Consider the following 25,811-nt stretch of genomic DNA (forward strand, 5'->3'; position numbering starts at 1 on the left):
CACAAATGCCGGCTTTTTTGTTTGTCTGCATCGTGCTGAAGTAAAAGACAAATTGCTATTAAAAGCCTCCTGCCTTTATAATGAAACATAGATGAAAACGCTGAAAACAAAAAGGGTGAACGGGATTGGCGACAAAGCATGAGCAAATTTTATCGTATATTGATTCATTAGATGTCGGAGAGAAAATTTCTGTCCGGCGCATAGCGAAAGAAATGAAAGTGAGTGAAGGCACCGCTTACCGGGCCATCAAAGATGCTGAGAATAAAGGGTTCGTTAGTACCATTGAACGCGTCGGTACCATTCGAATTGAACAGAAGAAAAAAGAAAATATTGAAAAACTGACATATGCGGAAGTTGTCAATGTCATTGATGGACAGGTGCTTGGAGGACGAGCAGGCTTACATAAAACGTTAAACAAATTTGTCATCGGAGCGATGGAGCTGGATGCGATGATGCGATATACGGCAGCTGGAAACCTGCTGATCGTCGGAAACCGGATCAATGCCCACAGGCAAGCATTAGAGGCAGGAGCGGCTGTGCTGGTCACAGGCGGATTCTCAACAGATGAACAAATCATTCAGCTCGCAGATGAGCTTGAGCTGCCAATATTATCGACAAGCTACGATACATTTACGGTAGCGGCTCTCATTAACAGGGCCATTTATGACCAATTAATTAAAAAAGAGATTGTGCTTGTGGAGGATATTTTAACGCCGATTGAACGGACCGTATACTTATCACCAGAGGATAAGCTTGAGAAATGGTATGAAAAGAATTACGAAACAGGACACGGCCGCTTCCCGGTAGCAGATGATCAAATGAAGATTCACGGCATTCTCACCTCAAAGGATATTGCAGGCTATGACCGCTCTACACCGATTGAAAAGGTGATGACGAAAAATCCGCTCACAGTCATTGGCAAAACATCTGTTGCCTCTGCTGCACAAATGATGGTGTGGGAAGGCATTGAGGTGCTGCCAGTTGTAGATGATCATGCGAAGCTGATTGGGATGATTAGCCGTCAGGATGTGCTCAAGGCGCTGCAAATGATCCAAAAGCAGCCGCAGGTCGGAGAAAAACTGGATGACGTTGTGTCGAGAGGGTTTAAAGAAACCGATACAGAAAAACCGAAAGCAGATGCGGTTTATCAATATGAGGTCACACCACAAATGACAAACCAGCTTGGCAATATTTCATATGGTGTGTTTACACAAATTTTAATCGAAGCAGCCAACCGTTTCTTAAAATCTCATAAAAAAGGCGAGCTGATTGTCGAAAGTCTCTCTGTCTACTTCTTAAAACCGGTACAAATGGAATCGACGATACAGATCAAGCCGAATATTTTAGAAGTAGGGCGCAAGTTTGGAAAGCTGGAAGTTGAGGTGTACCACCAATCAAATATCGTAGGGAAAGCGATGCTGATGGTGCAGCTGATGGAGAGAGGATAATGATAAAAGGGCGATTGCGAAGAAGACAAAGGACTAAAATAAACATCATTTTAGCCCTTCTCTCTCATTATGCGTGATCTTTTTCGCCTTCCTTTAAAAAGAGCGGAAGATAATGCTTGTAGGCTTTATACCCAGCCCACGTACTGCCGATACCAACTGCAACAAAAATAAATCCAATGACAAATGCGAGTGACGAACGGTTTAAAAATAATTGATTCACACCGAAGAGCAGGACAAAGCAGCCAAGTGCCATACTGGATTTGGCCGACCAGAATTTCTTCTCGACTGGACGGTTCGTACGGACATTCTTTGCTTTGTAGTATAAATAAAACATGGCAGAACTAATAATAAACACAATCAAAACAAGCATGTGTCAAGCCTCCATTGTAAGTGATTACAACCCTATTTTAAACGTAAATAGGCTTGCTTACTAGAATAAATTGTCTATTCCTCACTTTTCCGTCAGGATAGATTATGATTTAATAATAAAAAGAGTATCGCATAAGAAGGAGTTTTTATGAAAAAAGAACTGATTAGAACCATATCATTATATGACACCATCATCATCCATAGACATGTAAGACCAGATCCTGATGCGTATGGATCGCAGTGCGGCCTTACGGAAATCTTGCGTGCCACCTATCCAGAAAAAAATATTTATGCGACTGGAACCCCGGAGCCAACCCTTTCATTTTTATATGAACTCGATGAGGTACCGGACGAAGTGTATAAAGGTGCCCTTGTCATTGTCTGTGATACAGCCAATCAAGCAAGAATTGATGATCAGCGCTATTCAATGGGTGATCGATTAATGAAAATTGATCATCATCCGAATGAAGATCCTTATGGTGACTTGCTTTGGGTGGATACAGAGGCAAGCTCTGTGAGTGAAATGATTTATGAATTGTATTTAGAGGGGAAAGAAGAAGGATATCAGCTGAATACAAAGGCGGCTGAACTGATTTATGCCGGCATTGTAGGAGACACAGGCCGCTTCCTTTTCCCAAATACAACGAAAAAGACACTCAAATATGCAGGGGAACTAATCGAATATCCATTTTCATCATCAGACCTTTTCAATCAATTGTATGAGACGGATTTGAATGTCGTGAAATTAAATGGCTATATTTTTCAACATATCTCTTTGTCAGAGAATGGGGTAGCCTCTGTTTTTATTAAACGTGACATTTTGGAATCGTTCCAAACAACGGCGCAGCAAGCCTCGCAGCTTGTTGGGACACTTGGAAATATTGCAGGTATTAAAGCTTGGGTCTTTTTTGTGGAAGAAAACGATCAGATTCGTGTCAGATTCCGCTCTAAAGGCGTTGTCATTAACACCATTGCTAAAAAATATCATGGCGGCGGTCACCCGCTTGCAGCCGGTGCGTCCATTTTTGATTGGGCCGTGGCAGATGAAATCTTGCGTGATTTAGAAGAAGTATGTAAATCATCATCGTGAGAGAGGAAGGCTTCAAGTCTCCTCTCTCACGATGATGCTGGAGAAAAGGGTTAATTGGATACAGGGATAAACCAGCAGCCGATGTCCGTTGAATCTTCATAGGCTTGGAGATTTTGATGCTTTAATTCTTTTTTAATTAAATGAGCCATCATTTCTGTCTCAGCATAAGCACACATGCCGTCTTTGATCCGGCTTGCTTTGTCTCGTGCCATTTGACGATAGCTATAAACCTCCATTGTTCTCACCTCTTTCTATTTAGGATATCGTTCTTCTTTTAGTGTATAAAAATTTGGAGTGAAAAGCGATCATTGAGGGCAGAAATTCATAAAAATTCCACAGGATCATTTATTCAGCAAATGAAATACGCACTTCCAGTGAAAGCTTCGTATAAATCGTCAGCTCTGTCACTTTGGCGCGGTATGCCTTTTCCCGAATCGTATATTCTTTATTTTCCACCGTTCGTTTTAATAATTCCTTTGTTTTGTAGACACTTTCAATATCCTTTGTGATGACTTCTGAGATGTCCTCTTTGACCTGATCTTCAAACTTTAGCGTATCCGGCTCTGGGATTTTATATTGCTCACGATTCACGAGATGAACATCTACGCTTTGGATCAGCAGCCGCTGCTTATTATCCTCATTTAACTTATGCAAATCTTCCCGATAGAGTGTGATTTGTTCTTTCAGACTGTCCATATGGTGCTGCTGGCTTCTGAGCAGTGTCACCTGCTTTTCCTGAAAGGTTCCATATGTAAAGAGGAAAATCAGCCAGCTGATAATCGCGCCGAACATCATTCCAGCAAAAAAACGCTGCCAGCCTGGGCGTTTATACAGCTCCGGCACTCTCATGATGACACATGCTCCTGAGTGAGCCACGTAATAATGAGATATCCCGTTTGTGCACCGCCCATGGCAGAGATAATTAATAAGATCTGTTTGAAAATATCACGCGTGTTTCCTTCGAAAATGCCTCTTTCAAAGCTATAGACCGCATCAAATGTGCCGCCGATTGCGGCGACAAGCGCCCAAATTTTTAAACGGTTGGCAAGACTTGAAATAATTGATAGGGGAGGCTGACCGGATAAATATGCACCTACACCGCCTATAATGGCACCACCTAAAATCACCCCAAGTGCGATAAAGTAACAGCTAATAAAGTTCGGAATAAAGGCTTCCTTCACATCCATTTTTTCCACCTCACTCTATTCAATATATGGCGTGCTCTGGACAAGTATGAACGGACGGAAAAGAAAGAACATTTGTTTCTCACCGCATCGCGTTTTATAATGAAAGAATGACTTTAGACGAAAGGAGTGGATTAAGCATGTCTTATGTTCATCTTCAGGTCCACAGTGGATACAGCTTGTTAAGCAGTGCAGCTAAGGTAAAGGAGCTCGTGCTAAAAGCGAAAGAACTTGGCTACAAAGCGCTCGCTCTTACCGATGACCATGTGATGTATGGAACGGTTGAATTTTATAAGGAATGTAAAAAACATGGCATCAAGCCGGTCATCGGTTTAACAGCTTCTGTCTTCATAGATGAACAAGAGACAGAGGCTTATCCCTTGGTACTCCTTGCAAAAAACAATGAAGGCTATCAAAATCTGATCAAAATTAGTAGTGTGCTGAAATCAAAATCAAAAGCTGGACTGAAAGAAAAATGGCTGAAAAGCTATCATCATGGGCTTATTGCCATAACGCCAGGCACATCTGGCTATATTGAAACGCTGCTGAAGCATGATCAGTTAGAAGAAGCGCACGATGCAGCAAGCCATTTGAAACGTATTTTTGGCGGGGGGCATGTGTACATTGCTGTTCAGCCATTTCAGCAAGACGAGTCGCTTGCCGGAAAGTTGCGGGACGTCTCAAAAAGTGCGGAAATTCCACTTGTCGCGACGGGAGATGTTCATTACATCAACCGAGAGGACAAAACGGCGTATACATGTTTAAAGGCCATAAAAGCAGGAAAGCAGCTTTCAGATATAGAGGAAGACCGAGGAGAAAAGCATTTCAGATCCATCGAAGAGATGACGGAATGGTATGAGGATGATCCTGAACTGCTTTCAAGAACGGTTGAGATCGCAGACCGCTGTGAAGTAGATTTAAATCTTGGACAGACAAAACTGCCATCCTATCCAACTCCTGATCAATCGACAGCAGATCAATTTTTACGAAGAGTGTGCGCGGAAGGCATGAAACAAAGAAAGATCGCTTCAAATGAAACGTATGTCAAAAGGCTTGAGTATGAGCTAAGCATTATCCAAAAAATGAATTTCAGTGATTATTTTCTTATTGTATGGGATTTTATGAAGTATGCGCATGACCACGGCATTGTCACAGGCCCAGGACGGGGGTCAGCAGCAGGCTCACTTGTTGCCTATGTTCTGTCTATTACAGATGTCGATCCGATCCGTCACGGCCTTTTATTTGAGCGTTTCTTAAATCCTGAGCGAATCAGCATGCCGGATATTGATATTGATTTTCCTGACACGAGAAGAGATGAAATGATTTCTTATGTAAAAGACAAATACGGGGACATGCATGTGGCTCAAATTGTTACGTTTGGAACGCTTGCTGCAAAGGCAGCCTTAAGGGATGTCGGACGTGTGATGGGGATTGATTCAAAGGCAGCGGACCGTCTTGCAAAGCTCGTCCCATCGAAGCCAGGGACGACGCTGAAAGAAGCGGTGGCCGCATCTCCCGAATTAAAAACGCTGCTCCAGCAATCAGAAGAACTTCGAAAGGTCTTCCAGACAGCTTTAAAGGTAGAAGGCTTGCCAAGACACACGTCGACACATGCAGCCGGCGTTGTGCTAAGCGAAGAGCCGCTGACGCAGGTTGTTCCGATCCAAGACGGCCATGATGGTGTGTATTTAACGCAGTATGCCATGAATTATTTAGAAGATCTAGGACTTCTAAAGATGGATTTCTTAGGGTTAAGAAACTTAACGCTAATCGAATCCATTAAAAACCAGATTGAAAGACAGGAGAACGTCCACATTAACTTTAGTGACATTTCGTATCAAGATCAAAAAACGTTTGAATTGTTATCAGCAGGAGATACAACAGGGATTTTCCAGCTTGAATCACAGGGGATGCGCCAGGTGCTAAGACGGCTGAAACCTTCTAGTCTAGAAGACATCGTGGCAGTCAATGCCCTCTACCGGCCAGGTCCAATGGAGAATATCCCGCTCTTTATCGACCGAAAGCACGGCAGGGTGAAGGTCTCTTACCCGCACCCAGATTTGTATGACATTTTAAAGGACACTTACGGGGTCATCGTTTACCAAGAGCAAATCATGCTGATTGCAGCAAAGATGGCGGGCTTTCAGCTAGGCGAGGCCGATCTATTAAGAAGGGCCGTTTCAAAAAAGGATAAAAAGGTCCTTGATGAAGAGCGAAGCCATTTTGTTGAAGGATGCCTAAAAAAGGAGTATCCTGTTAACATTGCAAATGATGTTTATGACTTAATCGTCAAATTTGCAAACTATGGTTTTAATAGAAGCCATGCTGTCGCATATAGCATGATTGGCTTTCAGCTTGCTTATTTAAAAGCGCATTATCCGTTATATTTTATGTGCGGACTTTTAACTAGTGTGATTGGAAATGAAGACAAAGTCGCTCAATATTTCTATGAGGCAAAGGAAAAAGGGATCTCTGTGTTGAAGCCTTCTATTAATAAGAGTGAATTTCCATTTACGGTTGAAAAAGGGGAGATCCGCTACAGCTTAAGAGCGATCAAAAATGTCGGAGTGTCAGCTGTAAAGGATATATACAGAGCAAGACAGGAAAAGCCGTTTGAAGATTTATTTGATTTTTGCGCAAGGGTATCACCAAAGAGTGTAAACCGAAAAACGATTGAAGCGCTCATTTTTTCAGGGGCGATGGATGAGTTTTATCCAAATCGTGCTTCGCTTTTAGCATCGATAGATATTGCGTTAGACCACGTGTCATTTTTAACACCTGAGGACCAGCTGGACTTTCTTGGGGATACAACCTTCTCCATTAAGCCAAAATATGCTGAGATAGACGAACTGCCGCTTGTCGACCTTTTGAAATTTGAAAAAGAGGCACTCGGTTTATATTTATCAAACCACCCAGTACAAGCGTATCGAGATCGTTTAAGAGAGAATGGAGCAGTAGAAATCATCAGACTTTCTTCTTATATAAAGCGAACGATCTCAATGGGTGGTCTTTTGACAAAAGTGAAATCGATTCGAACAAAAAATGGACAATCGATGGCATTTGTCACATTTGGGGATGAAACGGGAGAAATGGAAGGCGTCGTCTTTCCAGAGCAATTCAGAAAGCTGTCCCCCTTACTTGAGGAGGGCGCCATGCTTTATGTTGAAGGCAGAATAGATGTCAGAAATGACAGCAGTCAAATCATCGTGCAAGAAGCAGTTCTGCTTGAAGAGATGGGCACAAAAAGAAAAGAGTCTGTCTACATTCGGGTGAAAGAAGAAAACCATACGCAGGAGCTGCTTGAGCAAGTAAAACGAGTGATCTCTTTGCACAGCGGAGAAGCAGATGTCTATTTGTATTATGAAAAGCAAAAAAAGACGATGAGACTTCCAGATGCATACAAAGTTCATGCAGATCATGCCGTGATCTTCCAGTTAAAAGAGCTGCTCGGTGAACAAAACGTTGTGATTAAATGATGACAAATCGTCTGAATATGTTTTACAATTTCACCTATTGTGTTATCATTTTAAAGATTCTGTGTATTTAAACTGCCAAGTATGTGCTTATCAACTTAGCAATTCATTAAATCATTTTCCACTTGAAGGAGTGTTCATCACATGTCATTAAGAGAAGAAGCATTACATATGCACAAAGAGAATCAAGGCAAACTCGAATCAAAATCAAAAGTACAAGTGAAAAATGCGAAAGACTTGAGCTTGGCTTACTCACCAGGTGTTGCAGAGCCATGTAAAGATATTTATGACGACACAAGCAAAGTGTATGATTATACAATGAAAGGTAATATGGTCGCTGTTGTCACAGACGGAAGCGCTGTGTTAGGGCTTGGAAATATCGGTGCGGAAGCATCTCTTCCGGTCATGGAAGGTAAAGCTGTATTATTCAAAAGTTTTGCAGGTGTTGATGCATTCCCAATCGCACTTGCAACAAACGATGTAGACAAAATCGTTGAAACAGTGAAGCTTCTTGAGCCGACGTTTGGCGGCGTGAACCTTGAAGATATTGCAGCACCAAACTGCTTCATCATTGAAGAGCGTTTGAAAAAAGAGACAAACATTCCTGTTTTCCATGATGATCAGCACGGTACAGCGATTGTAACAGTAGCAGGACTTGTGAATGCACTGAAGCTGTCTGGAAAATCAATGTCTTCAATTAAAGTAGTTGCAAACGGTGCTGGAGCAGCAGGAATTGCGATTATCAAACTTCTTTATCATTTCGGTGTACGTGATATCATTATGTGTGATACAAAAGGCGCTATTTACGAAGGCCGCCCGAACGGTATGAATGCAGTGAAAAACGAAGTAGCTAAATTTACGAACCAAGACCGTAAAGAAGGCTCTTTAGAAGAAGTAATTGAAGGCGCAGATGTCTTTATCGGCGTTTCAGTAGCAGGTGCTTTAACAAAAGAAATGGTTGGAAAAATGGCAAAAGATCCTGTGATCTTCGCAATGGCAAATCCAAACCCAGAGATCATGCCAGAAGATGCACATGCAGCAGGTGCAAGTGTTGTAGGAACTGGCCGTTCTGACTTCCCGAACCAAGTGAACAACGTCCTTGCATTCCCTGGCATTTTCCGCGGAGCGCTCGATGTACGTGCAACACACATTAACGAAGAAATGAAAATTGCGGCTGTTGAAGCGATTGCTTCCCTTGTATCAGATGAAGAATTGTCAGCGGAATACGTCATCCCTGCACCATTTGATGCACGTGTAGCACCAGCGGTAGCTAAAGCAGTGGCAAAAGCAGCAATGGAAACAGGCGTTGCAAGAATCAAAGTAGACCCAGAAGCTGTTGCAGAAAAAACAAGAAAATTAACGATTATCGGCGAGTAATCGAATTGGAAAAGTGTGCACGTTCTTTCTGGAATAGGAGGAAAGGCGTGCACCATTTCCTCTCTGACACGAAAATTTTTTCATCCGGAATGAGATTTTTTTGTAGACGTTCACAATTCAAATATATCAACTGCTCAGCGCCCCAAACACATACTCATTTCTCATCAATTCCCCACTAAAAAAATGGAATGAAGGATGACAGCGTTTGACAAAAAAAGTACAATAGTTTCGGTACAGTTATGACATGTCCTATAATAGTGGATGTGCGTGTAAAGAAAAAACCCTTCAAAAAGGGAGGTAGTCATTTGTCAATCAAGAACATTTTCAGTAAAAAGAAAAAATATGCATCTGTACCCTCTGAACAGGCAAGTCAAGATGTCCCTGAAGGCATCATGACCAAATGTCCGCAATGTAAAAAAATAATGCTCACCAAAGAACTAGATAAAAATTTACGTGTTTGTATGAATTGCGGCAGACATTTGCAAATGAATGCAAAACAGCGTATTGAAAGCCTTGTAGACGAAGGCACATTTGAAGAATTTAACGGGCACCTGATTTCTGAAAACCCGCTCGGTTTCCCAGGCTACGAAGAAAAGCTTGAGAAAGACAGAGAAAAAACATCTTTGAATGAAGCCATTGTCACAGGTAAAGGTGAAATTGAAGGCCAAAGTGCTGTAATTGCTGTCATGGATGCCACGTTCCGTATGGGAAGTATGGGCTCGGTCGTTGGTGAAAAGATCACACTGGCTATTGAGAAAGCAAAAGCGGACAAGGTGCCATTTATTATCTTTACTGCATCTGGCGGAGCGAGAATGCAAGAGGGGATTCTCAGTCTCATGCAGATGGCAAAAACAAGTTCAGCATTAAAGCTGTTCAGCGAGGACCAAGGTTTGATTATCTCTGTGATGACCAACCCGACAACTGGCGGTGTATCAGCTAGTTTTGCGTCTCTCGGTGATTACAACTTTGCAGAACCTGGTGCATTAATTGGTTTTGCAGGCCGCAGAATCATTGAACAAACCATTCGTGAAGACCTGCCAGAGGACTTCCAAACGGCTGAATTTTTAATGAAGCATGGTCAATTGGATGCTGTCATTCACCGTGCAGAGATGAAAGAAAAACTGGGTCAAATCTTAGCATTACACAGCACAGGAGGTGAACGAGAGTGGCTGGAGAACTAGAATTTGAAAAACCTGTCATCGAACTTAGAGCGAAGATTGATGAATTGAAAAAGTTCACACAAAACTCAGAAATGGATTTAAGTGCAGAAATTGAGCGCCTTGAAACACGTCTGAGTAAGCTTGAAGCGGACATTTATACAAATTTAAAACCATGGGACAGAGTGCAAATTGCACGTCATGCCATGCGTCCAACAACTCTCGATTACATTCAAGAGCTGTTTGACAACTTTTTCGAATGTCATGGTGATCGTTTCTATGGCGATGATGAAGCCATTGTTGGAGGAATCGCCACGTTTAAAGGGCTTCCTGTCACAGTCATTGGCCATCAGCGCGGAAAAGACACAAAAGAAAACTTGCGCCGTAATTTCGGAATGCCTCATCCAGAAGGTTACCGTAAAGCGCTGCGCTTGATGAAACAAGCAGATAAATTTAATCGCCCCATCATTTGCTTTATTGATACAAAAGGAGCTTATCCTGGTAAAGCAGCTGAAGAACGCGGGCAAAGTGAAGCAATTGCGAAAAACTTATTCGAAATGGCAGGACTTCGTGTACCGGTTGTCTGTATTGTCATTGGAGAAGGCGGAAGTGGCGGAGCACTAGGCTTAGGCGTAGGAAACCACCTATTCATGCTAGAGAACTCAACGTATTCAGTGATTTCACCTGAAGGTGCAGCAGCACTGCTCTGGAAGGACTCATCACTTGCTAAAAAAGCTGCAGAAACAATGAAAATTACCGCTCCAGACCTAAAAGAATTAGATATTATAGATGATGTTATTAAAGAAGTGCAAGGTGGAGCACATCGAGACGTGAAACAACAAGCAGCCTACATGGATCAAACATTAAAACAGTCACTTACATCTTTGCTCAAACTATCGCCAGAAGAATTAGTCGAACAAAGATATCAAAAATACAAAGCAATTGGTAAAGTGTCGATTGAAAATCAATATATTGGGGTAAACTAAATAAACGTACAGCCTTTTTGGCTGACGTTTATTTTTTTCATCTTTTTTCATGAAAACCTTCCTTGTGTAAGCGCTATTTGAAAATAATTTTCTTTTGTTTTCATAAAATTTGAAACGTCTGAAAACCTTGATATGATAAGGTTTAGAGCGCTTGATCCTACAAGTTTTTGAGAGATTTGCTTTCATGACTTTCTTAACTTTTGTTTAAAAACGGTTTATTTAATTGTATAATAAGTACGGTTTTAGAAATTCGTATTGAAAACATCCGGTTTTGCTCATGATTGTTTTCAAGCAATGGAAATGGTATGTTTAATTCATATATGGTCTCTGAGGTGAAAAAGATGAAGCGTATAGGAGTTTTAACGAGCGGTGGGGATTCCCCAGGAATGAATGCAGCTGTGCGCGCAGTTGTAAGAAAAGCAATTTACCATAATGTTGAAGTTTACGGTATTTATAATGGATATTCAGGTCTAATTAACGGTAAAATTGAGAAACTCGAAATAGGTTCAGTAGGCGATATTATTCATCGTGGAGGAACAAAACTTTACACGGCAAGATGCCCTGAATTCAAGACAGTTGAAGGTCGCGAAAAAGGGATTGAAAACTTAAAAAAATTCGGTATTGAAGGGCTTGTTGTCATTGGTGGAGATGGCTCATTCATGGGAGCGAAGAAATTAACAGAGCTCGGTTTTCCATGTGTAGGTGTCCCTGGCACGATTGACAACGATATTCCAGGTACTGATTTCACTATTGGCTTTGATACAGCACTGAATACTGTCATTGATGCCATTGATAAAATTCGTGATACAGCCACATCTCATGAACGTACATACGTAGTGGAAGTAATGGGAAGACATGCTGGTGATATTGCCCTCTGGTCAGGTCTTGCGGGCGGAGCTGAATCTATTTTGATTCCTGAAGCAGACTATGACATGGACGAAATTATTGCCAGATTGAGAAGAGGTCATGAGCGCGGCAAGAAGCACAGTATCATCATCGTAGCAGAAGGCGTAGGCAGCGGTGTTGAATTTGGCAAGCGAATTGAAGAGGAGACAAGCCTTGAAACACGTGTATCTGTCTTAGGACATATTCAGCGCGGAGGTTCTCCAAGTGCGTTTGACCGGGTGCTGGCAAGCCGTTTAGGAGCGTATGCAGTGGAGCTTCTTCTTGAAGGAAGTGGCGGACGCTGTGTGGGCATTCAAAGCAATGAACTCGTTCATCACGATATTTTAGAAATCTTAGATAAAAAACATACAGTCGATCAACATATGTACCGACTTTCACAAGAGCTCTCTATATAAAACGAGAAGACCTTAGGAGGAACAGTAATGAGAAAGACAAAAATTGTTTGTACAATCGGTCCAGCAAGTGAAAGCATTGAAACGCTGACTGAATTGATTGAAGCAGGAATGAATGTAGCCAGACTAAACTTCTCTCATGGAGATTTTGAAGAGCATGGTGCACGCATCGAAAACATTCGTAAAGCAGGTAAAACTTTAGGCAAGGACATTGCGATCCTTCTTGATACAAAAGGTCCAGAGATCCGTACACGTACTGTTGAAAACGGCTCAATTGAGCTAGTAGCTGGTGCTGATCTCATCGTGAGTATGGAAGACATTGTAGGGAATACGGAAAGAATTAGTGTGACGTACGAAGATTTAATTCATGATGTAGAAGTGGGCTCAACCATTCTATTAGATGATGGTCTCATTGGTTTAGAGGTCAAAGAACTCAACAAGGACCGCAAAGAAATCGTCACGAAAGTCATGAATACTGGCACGCTCAAAAACAAAAAAGGTGTAAACGTACCAGGTGTGAGTGTGAACCTGCCAGGTATTACAGAAAAAGATGCCAATGATATTCTGTTCGGAATTGAACAAGGCGTTGATTTCATCGCAGCTTCTTTTGTAAGACGAGCTTCTGATGTTCTTGAAATTCGTGAGCTTCTTGAAAAGAATAACGCGGCTGACATTCAAATCATTCCTAAGATTGAAAACCAAGAGGGTGTTGATAACATCGATGAGATCCTTGAGGTATCAGACGGTCTGATGGTTGCACGTGGAGACCTTGGTGTAGAGATCCCAGCAGAAGAAGTACCGCTTGTTCAAAAAATGCTGATTAAAAAATGCAATCGTTTAGGCAAGCCTGTGATCACAGCTACTCAAATGCTGGACAGCATGCAGCGTAACCCTCGTCCAACTCGTGCGGAAGCAAGTGACGTGGCAAATGCGATATTTGACGGCACAGATGCGATTATGCTTTCTGGTGAAACAGCAGCAGGGACATACCCAGTTGAAGCTGTACAAACGATGCACAACATTGCATCACGTTCAGAGGAAGCACTAAACTATAAAGCGATTCTTTCTCGCAGAAGCGAAGAAGTAGAAGTCAGCATTACAGATGCCATCGGCCAATCAGTTGCGCATACAGCAATGAAGCTTGACGTGGCAGCGATTGTGACACCTACTGAAAGCGGTCATACAGCGAGAATGATTTCAAAATATAGACCAAAAGCACCAATCGTAGCGGTAACAGCAAACGAATCAGTGGCTAGAAAGCTATCTCTTGTATTCGGCGTATTTGCTAAGAGCGGATCAAATACGAACTCTACAGATGAAATGCTTGAGAATGCAGTAGAGAAGTCAATTGAAACTGGCTATGTCAGACATGGCGACTTGATTGTGATTACAGCAGGTGTGCCAGTTGGTGAAACAGGTACAACGAACTTAATGAAAGTATATGTTGTCGGTGACATCATTGCGAAGGGTCAAGGAATTGGCCGTAAATCTGCATTTGGACCGGTTGTCATTGCACAAAGCGGAAAAGAAGCAGACGAAAAAATGTACGATGGTGCAATTCTTGTAGCGAACTGCACAGACCGTGATATGATGGGCGCTTTAGAGAAAGCATCTGCTCTTATCACAGAAGAAGGCGGTTTAACAAGCCATGCAGCAGTCGTTGGACTCAGCCTTGGCATTCCAGTGATTGTTGGTCTTGACAGCGCAACAACACTTCTAAAAGAAGGCAAAGAGATTACAGTAGATCCAACACGCGGAGCGATCTACAAAGGCCGTGCAAGCGTCCTTTAAATCACACACGAGGGGAGTTGTCTGACTCCTCTCTTTTTTTATGTTACACTAAAAAAAGTAAACAGCTTTCGATGAAAGATACCCCATGAGGTGATATGGTTGAAATATTTTCTACTATTATTGATTCTGTTCCCTGCAGTGGAAATTAGTTTGTTTTTAATCTCAAGTAAAATCATTGGCATTTTACCAACGATGCTCATCATCGTGCTCACGAGTGCATTAGGTGCTTATTTTGCAAGAAAGCAAGGAATTGAAGCATTTCAGAAAGTGCAGCGAGATTTACAATATGGCAAGATGCCAGGGGCAACCATTGTAGATGGCTTTTGCATTCTCATTGGCGGTTTGCTGCTGCTCATTCCAGGCTTCTTATCGGATCTCATTGGGGCCTTGCTGCTCATTCCGATGACGAGAAAACGAATCAAGCCGCTCTTTGAACGCTGGCTCAGAAACATGTCAAACCGGAAACGCTATACCATTATTCGCTAAAGAGACCTCATCAGAAGGTCTCTTTTACTTTTGCATGCCATACCTAATGTACTGATAAATATCCCTGAAAACACCTGCATTACGAAACGCCTGCCATACGACAAGAGAAGCGGGGCCAAGGGCAAGTCCGAGAAAACCAAACCATTTTAACCCGACAAATAGTGCTACAAGCGTTGCTAAAGGATTAAGCCCGATGGATTTACTTAAGACTTTCGGCTCTGATATTTGTCTTTGAATTAATACGACAATATACAAAATGCCCAGCCCGATGGCAAGTGAAAGATTGCCTGTCATGGCGGAGTAAATGATCCAAGGTAGAAAAACAGTTCCGCTGCCGATGTAAGGAAGTAAATCGACAAGCCCAATACATAATGCGATCACAAAAGCATGATCGACTTTTAAGATGATCAGCCCGATGAGCACGATGCCGATGGTTATGGCAACGAGCAGAAGCTGAGCTTTCATAAAGCCAGTAATCGCTTTTTTGATTTCAGATAAAATGGCGCGTGTATGCTGCATCCACTTTGCGGGAAAGATACGTGAACCATATTTTTTTAAAGTAAACCAATCTTTTGTGATAAAAAAAGTCGCTAGTGCGGAAAATAAAAGCGTTGCTGCTGCATCAGGCAAAAGACCTAAAAAAACCGGAATGAGTTCGAGTGTTTTTGAAAGAAAAGTCCCGATTTTCGCGGCTGCTTCGTCGCCAAGTGCTTGAATTTGTCCCAAAATTGATTCCTTTTGTCCTGCTTGAAGTGTATTAAATTGGGCAGTCAAATCATGATATAAAGGCAGAATTTTATTTGTGAAAAACTGCTCCACAATACTGATCATTTGATCAAGGTGACCAGGCAATACTTTTGCTAAATAAGCACTTCCTGAAATGATTTCCGCTACTAAAAGCGTCATTAAGCCGGCTGCAGCCACTAAAAAGAGCAATAGAACAATAACCACGACAAACCCTCTTGGCATCCCGGTGATCTCTTCTATTTTGCAGACGGCAGGATGAATCAAACACGACACAACAAGTGCGATCCAAAAAGGATATAAAAACGGAAAAGACTGATATAAAAAGACAACCGCAAACACGGCAATGCTGATCATCATCAAACTTCGCAGAAAAATGGCCACATAGGCGTGATTCACACAATCCCCTCCAAAAAAACAAGCATGTCCGATACTTCATTTTATTCAAAAAGATTAGTAATATGAAAAGGTCGCAATAAAAAGAAAGGAAGGGGCGGCGTATGTTTACTCAAGCAAATTTATTTTTGGTTCTTTTACTCGTTATTGCACTTATTGCGAAGAACAATTCGTTAATTTTAGCGGTTTCTGTGCTGATTGTGATTAAGCTCATTGGCCTGGATCAGAAAATTTTCCCGGTTCTGCAATCAAAAGGCATCAATTGGGGGGTGACCGTCATTACAATTGCTGTGCTTGTGCCGATCGCAACAGGTGACATTGGATTTAAGCAGCTTGGAGAAGCGGTGAAATCTTCCTATGCTTGGATTGCACTTGGAGCGGGTATATTAGTAGCACTTATTGCAAAAAACGGCATTGTACTACTCGAAAATGATCCGCATATTACGGCAGCGCTTGTATTCGGCACGATTTTGGCCGTCAGTTTATTTAAAGGTGTGGCTGTTGGCCCGCTGATCGGTGCAGGAATTGCCTATTTGGCGATGCAAGCTGTGAAATTTTTCAGCGGATGAAAAGAGAGTGGCTCATGTCACTTTCTTTTTTATTTTTTTCTTGCGCGAGCTTTTGCAATAAAACATAATTAAATATATTAAAAGAAGTAAAATCCCTTTATTCCATGCCCTAAACGGAAGGCTGAAAAAAAATTTATCAAAAAAAATTATAGTTAAACATTTAACAAATGTCTGATTATTGTTTATAATGGGAATAGGCTTAATTTTGAACTCATTGATCACACAAGAGATATGAGGCTAAAAGCGCTCTAACCGTATAGGTAAATGTAAGCATTTTCTTTTCTGAACCTGCCACCATATTCGGATTGGATAGCGCTTTCAAAAGCGAGAATTCTGCAACGAAGGGGAATCTTTTTAAAAAGGGGAGATTGAACATGACAGCAACAAGAGGTCTAGAAGGTATTGTGGCAACAACTTCATCCGTAAGCTCAATTATTGATGATACTCTTACTTATGTAGGGTACAATATTGATGATTTAACTGAAAAAGCTACATTCGAAGAAATTGTCTACCTGTTATGGCACTTAAAGCTGCCGAATGAGCAGGAGCTGAGTGAACTAAAACAGCAGCTCAATGAAAATGCTCACATTCCGCAAGAAATCATTGAGCACTTTAAATCTTATTCGCTGGATGGGGTTCATCCAATGTCTGCGATTCGTACAGCGGTATCCTTACTAGGTTTACTCGATGATGAATCAGAGATTATGGACAAAGAAGCGAATTACAGAAAAGCCATTCGATTACAGGCGAAAATTTCTGGTCTTGTCGCTGCGTTCTCACGCATTCGAAAGGGGCTTGAGCCTGTACAGCCAAAAGAAGAATACAGCTATGCTGCGAACTTCTTGTATATGCTAAACGGCGAAGAACCATCACCAGTAGAAATTGAGGCAATTGATAAGGCACTCATTCTACATGCGGATCATGAATTAAATGCGTCGACATTTACAGCACGTGTATGTGTTGCTACACTGTCAGATATCTACTCTGGTGTAACAGCAGCCATCGGCGCGCTTAAAGGACCGCTTCATGGCGGCGCCAATGAAGGCGTGATGAAGATGCTTTCAGAAATTGGCGAAGTCGAAAACGTAGATTCCTATATTCATGGTAAGCTAGAGAAGAAAGAAAAAATTATGGGCTTTGGCCACCGTGTATACCGCCAAGGTGACCCGCGTGCTAAACATCTAAAAGAAATGAGCCAGCGTTTAACAAACCTGACTGGTGAGCCGAAATGGTATGAAATGTCTGTTCGCGCAGAGGAAATCGTGACATCAGAGAAAAATCTTCCACCGAATGTCGATTTTTATTCTGCATCTGTATATCACAGTCTTGGTATTGATCATGACTTGTTTACACCAATTTTCGTGATCAGCCGATTCTCTGGATGGATCGCTCACATTTTAGAGCAATATGACAACAACCGTCTTATCCGTCCAAGAGCTGATTACATTGGACCTGATCTTCAAACGTTTGTTCCGATCAGTGAAAGAGACTAATGTTTATAGAATAAGCGGAGGCTGATCCAAATAAACCAATCAGCCTCCATATCAACAAAAAACGAATCATGTGAAAAACTTCTTCGCTTGCAGACATCAAGCCAAGAAGTTTCAAATATTCACTACATAACCTGGGAGGTAATATCATTGTCACAAGGCGAAAAAATTACAGTTACTGGCGGCGTATTGAATGTACCAAATAATCCAATTATCCCGTTTATCGAAGGGGACGGAATCGGTCCTGACATTTGGAAAGCAGCATCAAGAGTTCTTGAAGCAGCTGTAGAAAAAGCATATAAAGGTGAAAAGCAAATCACTTGGAAAGAAGTATATGCAGGTGAAAAAGCTTACAATAAAACTGGAGAGTGGCTTCCAGAGCAAACGCTTGAAGACATTCGTGAATACTTAATTGCTATTAAAGGACCACTTACAACACCAATTGGTGGAGGAATCCGTTCATTAAACGTGGCACTTAGACAAGAGCTTGATTTATTCACATGCTTACGTCCAGTTCGCTGGTTCCAAGGCGTACCATCTCCTGTGAAACGTCCAGAAGATACAGATATGGTTATCTTCCGTGAGAACACTGAAGATATCTATGCAGGAATCGAGTATGCAAAAGGATCAGACGAAGTGAAGAAGTTAATCGACTTCTTGAAAAACGAATTAGGTGTGAACAAAATCCGTTTCCCAGAAACTTCAGGTATCGGGATCAAGCCAGTTTCTGAAGAAGGAACATCTCGTCTTGTCAGAGCAGCTATCCAATATGCAATTGACCAAGGTCGTAAATCTGTGACGCTTGTTCACAAAGGAAACATCATGAAATTTACAGAAGGTGCCTTCAAAAACTGGGGCTACGAAGTGGCTGAAAAAGAGTTTGGCGACAAAGTCTTTACATGGGCACAATATGATCGTATTGTAGAAAAAGATGGAAAAGATGCGGCAAACAAAGCGCAAAGTGAAGCAGAAGCTGCTGGCAAAATCATTGTCAAAGACAGCATTGCAGATATTTTCCTTCAACAAATCCTAACTCGTCCAGCTGAGTTTGAGGTTGTTGCAACAATGAACTTAAACGGAGACTACATCTCTGATGCACTTGCAGCACAAGTTGGTGGAATTGGTATCGCACCAGGGGCGAACATCAACTACGAAACAGGACACGCTATTTTTGAAGCGACTCACGGAACAGCTCCGAAATATGCTGGTCTTGATAAAGTGAATCCATCTTCTGTTCTTCTATCAGGCGTGCTTTTACTTGAGCACCTTGGCTGGCAGGAAGCAGCTGATCTAGTGATTCAATCTGTTGAAAAAACAATCGCATCAAAAGTCGTCACATACGATTTTGCTAGATTAATGGATGGCGCAACAGAAGTGAAGTGTTCTGAGTTTGCTGACGAGCTCATCAAAAACTTGTCTTGATTCTTAAACTTTAAAGTTAAAGGGGAAAAAAGAAATGGCAAACAAGCGTAAAAAAGTATCTGTCATCGGAGCAGGCTTTACTGGAGCAACTACAGCATTTCTAACGGCTCAAAAAGAATTAGCGGATGTCGTATTAGTCGATATTCCTCAGCTTGAGAACCCAACAAAAGGGAAAGCACTTGATATGCTGGAAGCAAGTCCTGTTCAAGGCTTCGATGCAAACATTACAGGAACTTCTAACTACGAAGATACAGCCGGTTCTGATGTAGTGGTCATTACAGCAGGAATTGCAAGAAAGCCGGGAATGAGCCGTGACGACCTCGTGTCAACAAATGAAAAAATCATGCGCAGTGTGACACGCGAAATTGTTAAATATTCTCCAGAAGCGATCATTGTTGTGTTAACAAACCCTGTTGATGCAATGACATATGCAGTTTATAAAGAATCAGGATTACCAAAAGAAAAAGTCATTGGACAATCGGGCATTCTTGATACAGCACGTTTCCGTACGTTCGTTGCTCAAGAATTAAACCTATCTGTCAAAGATGTGACGGGCTTTGTACTTGGTGGACATGGCGATGACATGGTTCCGCTTGTTCGTTACTCTTATGCAGGTGGTATCCCGCTTGAAACATTGATTCCAAAAGATCGAATTGATGCGATTGTTGAAAGAACAAGAAAAGGCGGCGGTGAAATCGTCAACCTATTAGGTAACGGTAGTGCGTATTATGCACCTGCTGCTTCACTAGTTGAAATGGTTGAGGCGATCCTAAAAGATCAGCGCCGCGTCATCCCAACGATTGCATACCTTGAAGGTGAATATGGCTACGAAGGCATTTACCTTGGTGTTCCAACAATCGTAGGTGGAAACGGACTTGAGCAGATCATTGAGCTTGAGCTGACAGAAGAAGAAAGAAGTAAGCTTGATCAATCTGTTGAATCTGTTAAGAACGTCATGAAAGTATTGTCTTAATATGAATCAAAAAGAAGGCTTCTCTTAATAGGGGGCCTTCTTTTTGTTTACAAAACAAAACTTGTCGAAATTTTAAATTGTCCTCTTGTTAAGCTTTCGTTAAAATGAAAGAGAAAGCATGACTTCTCGCTTTTCACATAAGATACAAAAAACCGGATGCAGGGGAAATCACTAATTGGAGGCACAACATGAATAAAAAAATATTAGTTGTGGATGATGAAGAATCGATTGTAACACTTCTAAGCTATAACCTTGAAAGGGCGGGCTATGATGTCGTCACAGCAAGAGATGGGGAAGAAGCACTTGAAAAAGCAGCAAGTGAACAGCCTGATCTCATTGTATTAGATTTAATGCTTCCGAAGATGGACGGCATTGAAGTGTGCAAACAACTGAGAATTCAAAAAATGATGTTCCCTATTTTAATGCTGACAGCAAAGGACGATGAATTTGATAAGGTGCTCGGCCTTGAACTTGGAGCCGATGATTACATGACAAAGCCATTCAGTCCTAGAGAAGTTGGTGCTCGGGTAAAAGCCATTTTGAGACGAGCGCAGCAATCTCAGCCTGTCCCGAAGCAAGAGGAGAAGGAAGAGATCATTGCAGACCAAATCAAAATTGGTGAACTCCGCATTTTACCTGAACATTACGAAGTCTACTTCCAAGAAGAACGTTTAGAGCTTACGCCAAAGGAATTTGAACTGCTGCTTTATTTGGCCAAGCATAAAGGCCGTGTTCTCACGCGTGATCTATTATTAAGTGCCGTATGGAATTATGACTTTGCAGGAGACACACGTATTGTGGATGTTCATATCAGCCACTTGCGAGACAAAATTGAAAAGAATACAAAAAAACCAACATATATTAAAACCATTCGCGGCTTAGGCTACAAATTGGAGGAGCCAAAGCCAAATGAGTAAAATTAGGACCCGCCTGTTTTCAGGGCTCATTTTTCTCCTTTTTATTGTGTTTGTTGCACTTGGTCTTTTCCTGGATCACATGTTTCATGTTTTCTATGAAACAAAATTAACGGAACGAATGGAAAAGGAATCGAGCTTTCTCCTTTCTTCAATGAATGGTGATGATCTGAAGGCGGACCAAAACAAGGAGATCCTCAAACAGGCAAAACAGCATCTCGATATGAATGCGTCGATTGTGGACCTGAAGGGGAATATCATACATACAACGGGTCAAGCAGAACAAAGAGCCATTATTCAAAACACGCTGAAAAATGAACGCCTGCAAACAAAAGGAGCGGTCATTGATGATGAGAAGGATGCGCTATTTCATTATGCAGTCCCTATCATGAAACAAAACGAACCAGGGGGATATTTATTTCTTCATGCTTCATATCAGCCTTTAAATGAAATTGACGGCCAGCTGTGGCTTGCATTAGCCTTTTGTCTTGGTTCGGCTATCATAATCATCGTCTTCTTTGGCTACCGCATGTCGATGAAGTATGTGAAACCGATTGATTATGCGACAAAGGTAGCCAAACAGCTTGAACGAGGGAACTATGATACCAATAACTATGAAGAGCTGATCATTGAAACAAGTGAGCTCAATACATCGATGAAGCGCCTTGCAGAAAGCCTTCAAGAAATGACAAGCGCTGGTGAAATGCAGCGAGACCGCCTACAAACGGTCATTGAAAACATTGGAGCGGGGATTATTTTGATTGATAAAATGGGTTATATCAACCTGGTCAATCGAACTTTCCGCAAACAATTTAAGGTACAAAAGCATATTTACATGCACAAACTGTACCATGAAGCTTTCACACATGAAGAGATTATTGAGCTAATTGACGAAATTTTCATGACAGAAACCAAGGTTCGGAAGTTTTTACGTCTAGCCGTTGAGATCGAACGACGCTACTTCCAAGTCGATGGCGTCCCAATCTTAAGTACGGACGATGAATGGAAAGGGATTGTCCTTGTGTTTCATGATGTGACAGAAACAAAGCAGCTAGAACAGATGCGAAAAGACTTTGTCGCGAACGTCTCCCATGAATTAAAGACACCGATTACATCGATTAAAGGGTTTTCCGAAACCCTTCTTGATGGAGCGATTGATGACAAAGAAGCGCTGACAGAATTCCTTTCGATCATCCTAAAAGAGAGTGTCCGTTTAGAAACACTCATTCAAGACTTACTCGATCTGTCTAAAATTGAACAACAGCAGTTTAAGCTGAACATACAAGAATCCAATGCGACAGAAATTATCCAGGAGATTGAAGTCTTATTGAAACATAAAGCTTCAGAAAAAGGGGTACAATTGCTTGTGCGTGTTCCGAAAGAACCGGTCTATGTCATGGCTGACCCGCTGAGATTAAAGCAAATCTTCCTCAACCTCGTGAACAATGCGCTCACCTATACACCGGAGGGGGGAAGTGTCACGATCTCGGCAAGACCACGGAAAGACGGCTATGAATTTGATGTAGCAGATACAGGAATCGGTATGAAAAAAAGGGAGATTCCAAGAATATTCGAGAGATTTTATCGAATTGATAGAGATAGAAGCAGAAATTCAGGCGGTACAGGGCTTGGCCTTGCCATTGTCAAACACCTTGTCGAAGCACATGAAGGGACAATTTCCGTCCACAGCAAACAAGGCAAAGGGACGACTTTTACAGTAAGCCTGAAATCGAAATAAAGAAAAAGGAAAGTCGCGTTAAAATTTACATGATCTTTACAATGAATTCATGTTTTGTTAAACAATCATTGGTAGGATGAATAGGAACCCCTTCATCCAAGGAGCCAATTTTGGAAGGACGAAAGCACTTGTTGTTTTCGTCCCTTTTTTATGCAGGTTCGTCTATTTTCTTTTCAAAATAAACTTTGATAAAATAAAGATACAACGTGTGAAAGAGACGGCTGAGATGGCTCAGTCGATGGAGGATTAAAAACATGACAGACAAAAAGAAATTAGTGCTAGTGGATGGAAACAGTCTCGCTTATCGAGCCTTTTTTGCTTTGCCGCTATTATCAAATGATAAAGGCGTACATACAAATGCCATTTATGGCTTTGCGATGATCCTCATGAAGATGCTGGAGGACGAGAAGCCGACCCATATGCTCGTCGCTTTTGATGCGGGAAAAACAACGTTCCGTCACGAGACATTTAAAGAATATAAAGGTGGAAGACAAAAAACGCCGCCAGAGCTATCAGAACAAATGCCGTTCATTCGTGAACTATTAGATGCCTATCACGTGAAAAGGTACGAGCTTCCTCAATATGAGGCAGATGATATTATCGGTACATTAGCTGTGGAGGCAGAAAAAGACGGCTTTGAAGTCAAAATCTTCTCAGGAGATAAAGATTTAACGCAGCTTTCAACTGATCATACGACGGTGGCTATTACAAAAAAAGGCATCACAGAAGTAGAATACTACACTCCGGCTCATATTGAAGAAAAATATGGCCTGCGCCCAGATCAAATCATCGATATGAAAGGGCTGATGGGAGATTCCTCAGATAATATCCTAGGGGTGCCTAGTGTGGGCGAAAAAACAGCGATTAAATTGTTAAAGCAGTTTGAAACGGTTGAAAACTTGCTTAAACATATTGACGAGGTCAGCGGCAAAAAGCTAAAAGAAAAGCTTGAAGAACATAAAGAACAAGCTTTGATGAGTAAAAAGCTGGCGACAATTCATGTAGAAGCACCACTTGATGTGTCGAGCAAAGATCTCGCTTATGAAGGCCCTCACATGGATCAAGTGATTTCCCTTTACAAAGAACTAGGCTTTCAAACGCTGCTAGAGCGTCTTGGAGAAGCACCAGAAACTGGTGAACAGGTCGAAGTAGAAGCGTTAGAAGTGAAAAAGGTGACAGATGTAATGGATGATATGCTGACAGATCATGCTGCGCTTGTGGTAGAACAGCTAGGAGATAATTATCACGAAGCGGATTTGATCGGATTTGCAATCCATAATGAAAACGGTGCGTTTTTTATGACAAAAGAAAATGCACTAGAATCAGACGCGTTTAAACAATGGGCACAGGATGAAACAAAGAAAAAATGGGTCTTTGATTCAAAAAGAGCAGTTGTCGCCCTCAGATGGCATGATGTCGATCTAAAAGGTGTCGATTACGATGTCCTGCTCGCTTCATATGTCGTCAACCCGCAGAAATCATACGAGGACGTGGCAAGTGTGGCGAAGGAGTATGGTCTGAATATTGCTCTTTCTGATGAAAAAGTGTACGGAAAAGGTGCAAAGCAGGCGATTCCGCCTGAAGATGAGCTAAAAGATCATCTTGGACGGAAAGCAGCGGCGATCTCTGCCCTGCATGACCTAACACTTGAAGCGTTAGAAAAAAATGATCAGCATGAACTGTATGAAGATTTAGAGCTGCCGCTTGCACTCATCTTGGGTGAAATGGAATCTCTTGGGGTAAAGGTGGATATTGAGCGCCTAGAGAAGATGCGTGAAGAATTAACGAAAAAGCTCAAAGAATATGAAGAAACCATTCACCGTTTAGCGGGAGAAACGTTTAACATCAATTCGCCTAAACAGCTTGGTGTGATTTTATTTGAAAAATTAGGTCTGCCGATGATCAAGAAGACTAAAACAGGCTATTCCACGTCTGCCGATGTTCTTGAAAAGCTTGAAGACAAGCACGAAATTATTCGGTCGATTCTGCATTACCGCCAAATTGGAAAGCTGCAATCGACCTACGTAGAAGGCTTAATGAAAGTAACGCGCAAGGATACCCATAAAGTTCATACAAGATTTAATCAGGCGCTCACGCAAACAGGAAGACTAAGCTCAACGGATCCAAACCTTCAAAATATCCCGATTCGTTTAGAAGAAGGCCGGAAGATTCGTCAAGCGTTCGTTCCATCAAAAGAAGGGTGGCTCATGTTTGCAGCTGACTATTCACAAATCGAGCTGCGTGTACTCGCTCATATTTCTCAAGATGAGAACTTGATCGAAGCCTTTACGCAAGATATGGATATTCATACAAAAACAGCAATGGATGTGTTCCATATATCAGAAGAAGAAGTAACCTCCTCTATGAGAAGACAGGCCAAGGCTGTGAACTTCGGAATCGTTTATGGAATTAGTGACTATGGACTTTCTCAAAACCTTGGAATTACAAGAAAAGAAGCAGCGGCATTTATTGAACGCTATTTAACAAGCTTTAAAGGCGTGAAAACATATATGGAAGAGATTGTGCAAGAAGCAAAACAAAAAGGCTATGTCACGACGCTTCTAAAACGCAGAAGATATATCCCGGATATCACAAGCCGTAATTTTAATATTAAAAGCTTTGCAGAAAGAACGGCGATGAATACACCGATTCAAGGCAGTGCTGCCGATATTATTAAAAAAGCAATGATTGACATGGCGCGAAAGCTAAAAGAAGAGAACTTGCAGGCAAACCTTTTATTGCAGGTGCACGATGAACTGATCTTCGAAGCGCCGAAAGAAGAAATCGCCATACTAGAAAAAATTGTCCCTGAAGTCATGGAAAACACACTTCAGCTTGATGTGCCGCTAAAAGTTGATTTTGCTTCAGGCCCATCTTGGTATGACGCAAAATAAATAGAGAGAGAA

At 41.7% G+C, this 25,811-nt stretch carries 21 protein-coding genes; 16 read left to right on the top strand and 5 right to left on the bottom strand.

Translation table 11 applies throughout. The features are described 5' to 3' along the window. Positions 1 to 125: 125 nt before the first annotated feature. A complete protein-coding gene (locus R0K30_RS10650; protein WP_099726888.1) occupies positions 126 to 1,448 on the top strand; it encodes a CBS domain-containing protein in 1,323 nt (440 codons plus the stop codon). Between the two features lie 67 nt (positions 1,449 to 1,515). Here R0K30_RS10650 and R0K30_RS10655 read toward each other — a convergent pair whose 3' ends face one another. Continuing rightward, on the bottom strand, positions 1,516 to 1,818 hold the full coding sequence (locus tag R0K30_RS10655; protein ID WP_099726889.1) for a YtpI family protein: 303 nt from the start codon (positions 1,816 to 1,818) through the stop codon (positions 1,516 to 1,518). 147 nt (positions 1,819 to 1,965) lie between these two features. On the opposite strand from R0K30_RS10655, the gene R0K30_RS10660 reads away from it, so the two are divergent. After that, complete coding sequence (locus tag R0K30_RS10660; RefSeq protein WP_099726890.1) at positions 1,966 to 2,907, top strand: DHH family phosphoesterase; 942 nt, start codon at positions 1,966 to 1,968, stop codon at positions 2,905 to 2,907. Positions 2,908 to 2,957: 50 nt separating this feature from the next. Here the strand turns inward: R0K30_RS10660 and R0K30_RS10665 are convergent, their stop codons facing one another. From R0K30_RS10665 to ytrH, 3 genes are all read right to left on the bottom strand, one after another. Continuing rightward, positions 2,958 to 3,143, bottom strand: coding sequence for a YtzJ family protein (locus R0K30_RS10665; protein ID WP_099726891.1), 186 nt, complete (start codon positions 3,141 to 3,143; stop codon positions 2,958 to 2,960). A 109-nt stretch (positions 3,144 to 3,252) separates the two neighbouring features. Next, positions 3,253 to 3,756 carry a sporulation membrane protein YtrI gene (gene ytrI, locus R0K30_RS10670; RefSeq protein ID WP_007501718.1) on the bottom strand — a complete coding sequence of 168 codons (504 nt, stop codon included), beginning with the start codon at positions 3,754 to 3,756 and terminating at the stop codon, positions 3,253 to 3,255. Continuing rightward, on the bottom strand, positions 3,753 to 4,094 hold the full coding sequence (gene ytrH / locus R0K30_RS10675; RefSeq protein WP_034320977.1) for a sporulation membrane protein YtrH: 342 nt from the start codon (positions 4,092 to 4,094) through the stop codon (positions 3,753 to 3,755). Before ytrH ends, ytrI begins: the two co-directional genes overlap by 4 nt. 137 nt (positions 4,095 to 4,231) lie before the next feature. Between ytrH and dnaE the strand changes: the two genes are divergently transcribed. The 7 genes from dnaE to R0K30_RS10710 all read left to right on the top strand — a co-directional run bounded on the left by dnaE (position 4,232) and on the right by R0K30_RS10710 (position 14,659). Further along, positions 4,232 to 7,567: a DNA polymerase III subunit alpha gene (dnaE, locus tag R0K30_RS10680; RefSeq protein ID WP_410610635.1), complete on the top strand. Its 3,336-nt coding sequence runs from the start codon at positions 4,232 to 4,234 to the stop codon at positions 7,565 to 7,567. A gap of 141 nt (positions 7,568 to 7,708) precedes the next feature. Further along, complete coding sequence (gene ystJ / locus R0K30_RS10685) at positions 7,709 to 8,941, top strand: NADP-dependent malic enzyme (protein WP_025092260.1); 1,233 nt, start codon at positions 7,709 to 7,711, stop codon at positions 8,939 to 8,941. Between the two features lie 305 nt (positions 8,942 to 9,246). Next, a complete protein-coding gene (accD, locus tag R0K30_RS10690; RefSeq protein ID WP_099726893.1) occupies positions 9,247 to 10,122 on the top strand; it encodes an acetyl-CoA carboxylase, carboxyltransferase subunit beta in 876 nt (291 codons plus the stop codon). After that, on the top strand, positions 10,107 to 11,084 hold the full coding sequence (accA, locus tag R0K30_RS10695) for an acetyl-CoA carboxylase carboxyl transferase subunit alpha (protein ID WP_034320966.1): 978 nt from the start codon (positions 10,107 to 10,109) through the stop codon (positions 11,082 to 11,084). Before accD ends, accA begins: the two co-directional genes overlap by 16 nt. 341 nt (positions 11,085 to 11,425) lie before the next feature. Then, entirely contained in the window at positions 11,426 to 12,385 is a 960-nt protein-coding gene (gene pfkA, locus R0K30_RS10700; RefSeq protein ID WP_099726894.1) for a 6-phosphofructokinase, read from the top strand. A 27-nt stretch (positions 12,386 to 12,412) separates the two neighbouring features. After that, positions 12,413 to 14,173: a pyruvate kinase gene (gene pyk / locus R0K30_RS10705; protein WP_410610639.1), complete on the top strand. Its 1,761-nt coding sequence runs from the start codon at positions 12,413 to 12,415 to the stop codon at positions 14,171 to 14,173. 99 nt (positions 14,174 to 14,272) lie between these two features. Beyond that, entirely contained in the window at positions 14,273 to 14,659 is a 387-nt protein-coding gene (locus R0K30_RS10710; protein ID WP_099726896.1) for an FxsA family protein, read from the top strand. A 24-nt stretch (positions 14,660 to 14,683) separates the two neighbouring features. Here R0K30_RS10710 and ytvI read toward each other — a convergent pair whose 3' ends face one another. Further along, the gene (gene ytvI / locus R0K30_RS10715; RefSeq protein WP_367307771.1) at positions 14,684 to 15,802 is read right to left on the bottom strand and encodes a sporulation integral membrane protein YtvI; all 1,119 of its coding nucleotides are present in this window, start codon (positions 15,800 to 15,802) and stop codon (positions 14,684 to 14,686) included. Positions 15,803 to 15,903: 101 nt separating this feature from the next. On the opposite strand from ytvI, the gene R0K30_RS10720 reads away from it, so the two are divergent. The 7 genes from R0K30_RS10720 (at position 15,904) to polA (ending at position 25,799) form a co-directional block, all read left to right on the top strand. Further along, positions 15,904 to 16,368: a DUF441 domain-containing protein gene (locus tag R0K30_RS10720; RefSeq protein WP_099726898.1), complete on the top strand. Its 465-nt coding sequence runs from the start codon at positions 15,904 to 15,906 to the stop codon at positions 16,366 to 16,368. A gap of 374 nt (positions 16,369 to 16,742) precedes the next feature. Then, entirely contained in the window at positions 16,743 to 17,861 is a 1,119-nt protein-coding gene (gene citZ / locus R0K30_RS10725; protein WP_008346063.1) for a citrate synthase, read from the top strand. Positions 17,862 to 18,008: 147 nt separating this feature from the next. Next, positions 18,009 to 19,280: an NADP-dependent isocitrate dehydrogenase gene (icd, locus tag R0K30_RS10730; protein ID WP_099726899.1), complete on the top strand. Its 1,272-nt coding sequence runs from the start codon at positions 18,009 to 18,011 to the stop codon at positions 19,278 to 19,280. Between the two features lie 34 nt (positions 19,281 to 19,314). Continuing rightward, entirely contained in the window at positions 19,315 to 20,253 is a 939-nt protein-coding gene (gene mdh, locus R0K30_RS10735) for a malate dehydrogenase (RefSeq protein ID WP_099726900.1), read from the top strand. 188 nt (positions 20,254 to 20,441) lie between these two features. After that, positions 20,442 to 21,170, top strand: coding sequence for a response regulator (locus R0K30_RS10740; RefSeq protein ID WP_410610643.1), 729 nt, complete (start codon positions 20,442 to 20,444; stop codon positions 21,168 to 21,170). After that, entirely contained in the window at positions 21,163 to 22,905 is a 1,743-nt protein-coding gene (gene pnpS / locus R0K30_RS10745) for a two-component system histidine kinase PnpS (RefSeq protein WP_367307772.1), read from the top strand. Before R0K30_RS10740 ends, pnpS begins: the two co-directional genes overlap by 8 nt. Positions 22,906 to 23,159: 254 nt before the next feature. Continuing rightward, a complete protein-coding gene (gene polA / locus R0K30_RS10750) occupies positions 23,160 to 25,799 on the top strand; it encodes a DNA polymerase I (RefSeq protein WP_410610646.1) in 2,640 nt (879 codons plus the stop codon). The last annotated feature ends 12 nt before the right edge of the window (positions 25,800 to 25,811 follow it).

This window comes from Bacillus sp. SIMBA_154, assembly GCF_046536015.1.
In the GTDB taxonomy this organism is placed as follows: domain Bacteria; phylum Bacillota; class Bacilli; order Bacillales; family Bacillaceae; genus Bacillus; species Bacillus pumilus_P.

Excerpts from the sequence above, each read along its gene's own strand:
- R0K30_RS10655 (WP_099726889.1), bottom strand. The coding sequence starts at position 1,818 with ATGCTTGTTTTGATTGTGTTTATTATTAGTTCTGCCATGTTTTATTTA.
- R0K30_RS10660 (WP_099726890.1), top strand. The coding sequence starts at position 1,966 with ATGAAAAAAGAACTGATTAGAACCATATCATTATATGACACCATCATC.
- R0K30_RS10665 (WP_099726891.1), bottom strand. The coding sequence starts at position 3,143 with ATGGAGGTTTATAGCTATCGTCAAATGGCACGAGACAAAGCAAGCCGG.
- ytrI (WP_007501718.1), bottom strand. The coding sequence starts at position 3,756 with ATGAGAGTGCCGGAGCTGTATAAACGCCCAGGCTGGCAGCGTTTTTTT.
- ytrH (WP_034320977.1), bottom strand. The coding sequence starts at position 4,094 with ATGGATGTGAAGGAAGCCTTTATTCCGAACTTTATTAGCTGTTACTTT.
- dnaE (WP_410610635.1), top strand. The coding sequence starts at position 4,232 with ATGTCTTATGTTCATCTTCAGGTCCACAGTGGATACAGCTTGTTAAGC.
- ystJ (WP_025092260.1), top strand. The coding sequence starts at position 7,709 with ATGTCATTAAGAGAAGAAGCATTACATATGCACAAAGAGAATCAAGGC.
- pfkA (WP_099726894.1), top strand. The coding sequence starts at position 11,426 with ATGAAGCGTATAGGAGTTTTAACGAGCGGTGGGGATTCCCCAGGAATG.
- pyk (WP_410610639.1), top strand. The coding sequence starts at position 12,413 with ATGAGAAAGACAAAAATTGTTTGTACAATCGGTCCAGCAAGTGAAAGC.
- R0K30_RS10720 (WP_099726898.1), top strand. The coding sequence starts at position 15,904 with ATGTTTACTCAAGCAAATTTATTTTTGGTTCTTTTACTCGTTATTGCA.
- citZ (WP_008346063.1), top strand. The coding sequence starts at position 16,743 with ATGACAGCAACAAGAGGTCTAGAAGGTATTGTGGCAACAACTTCATCC.
- mdh (WP_099726900.1), top strand. The coding sequence starts at position 19,315 with ATGGCAAACAAGCGTAAAAAAGTATCTGTCATCGGAGCAGGCTTTACT.
- R0K30_RS10740 (WP_410610643.1), top strand. The coding sequence starts at position 20,442 with ATGAATAAAAAAATATTAGTTGTGGATGATGAAGAATCGATTGTAACA.
- pnpS (WP_367307772.1), top strand. The coding sequence starts at position 21,163 with ATGAGTAAAATTAGGACCCGCCTGTTTTCAGGGCTCATTTTTCTCCTT.
- polA (WP_410610646.1), top strand. The coding sequence starts at position 23,160 with ATGACAGACAAAAAGAAATTAGTGCTAGTGGATGGAAACAGTCTCGCT.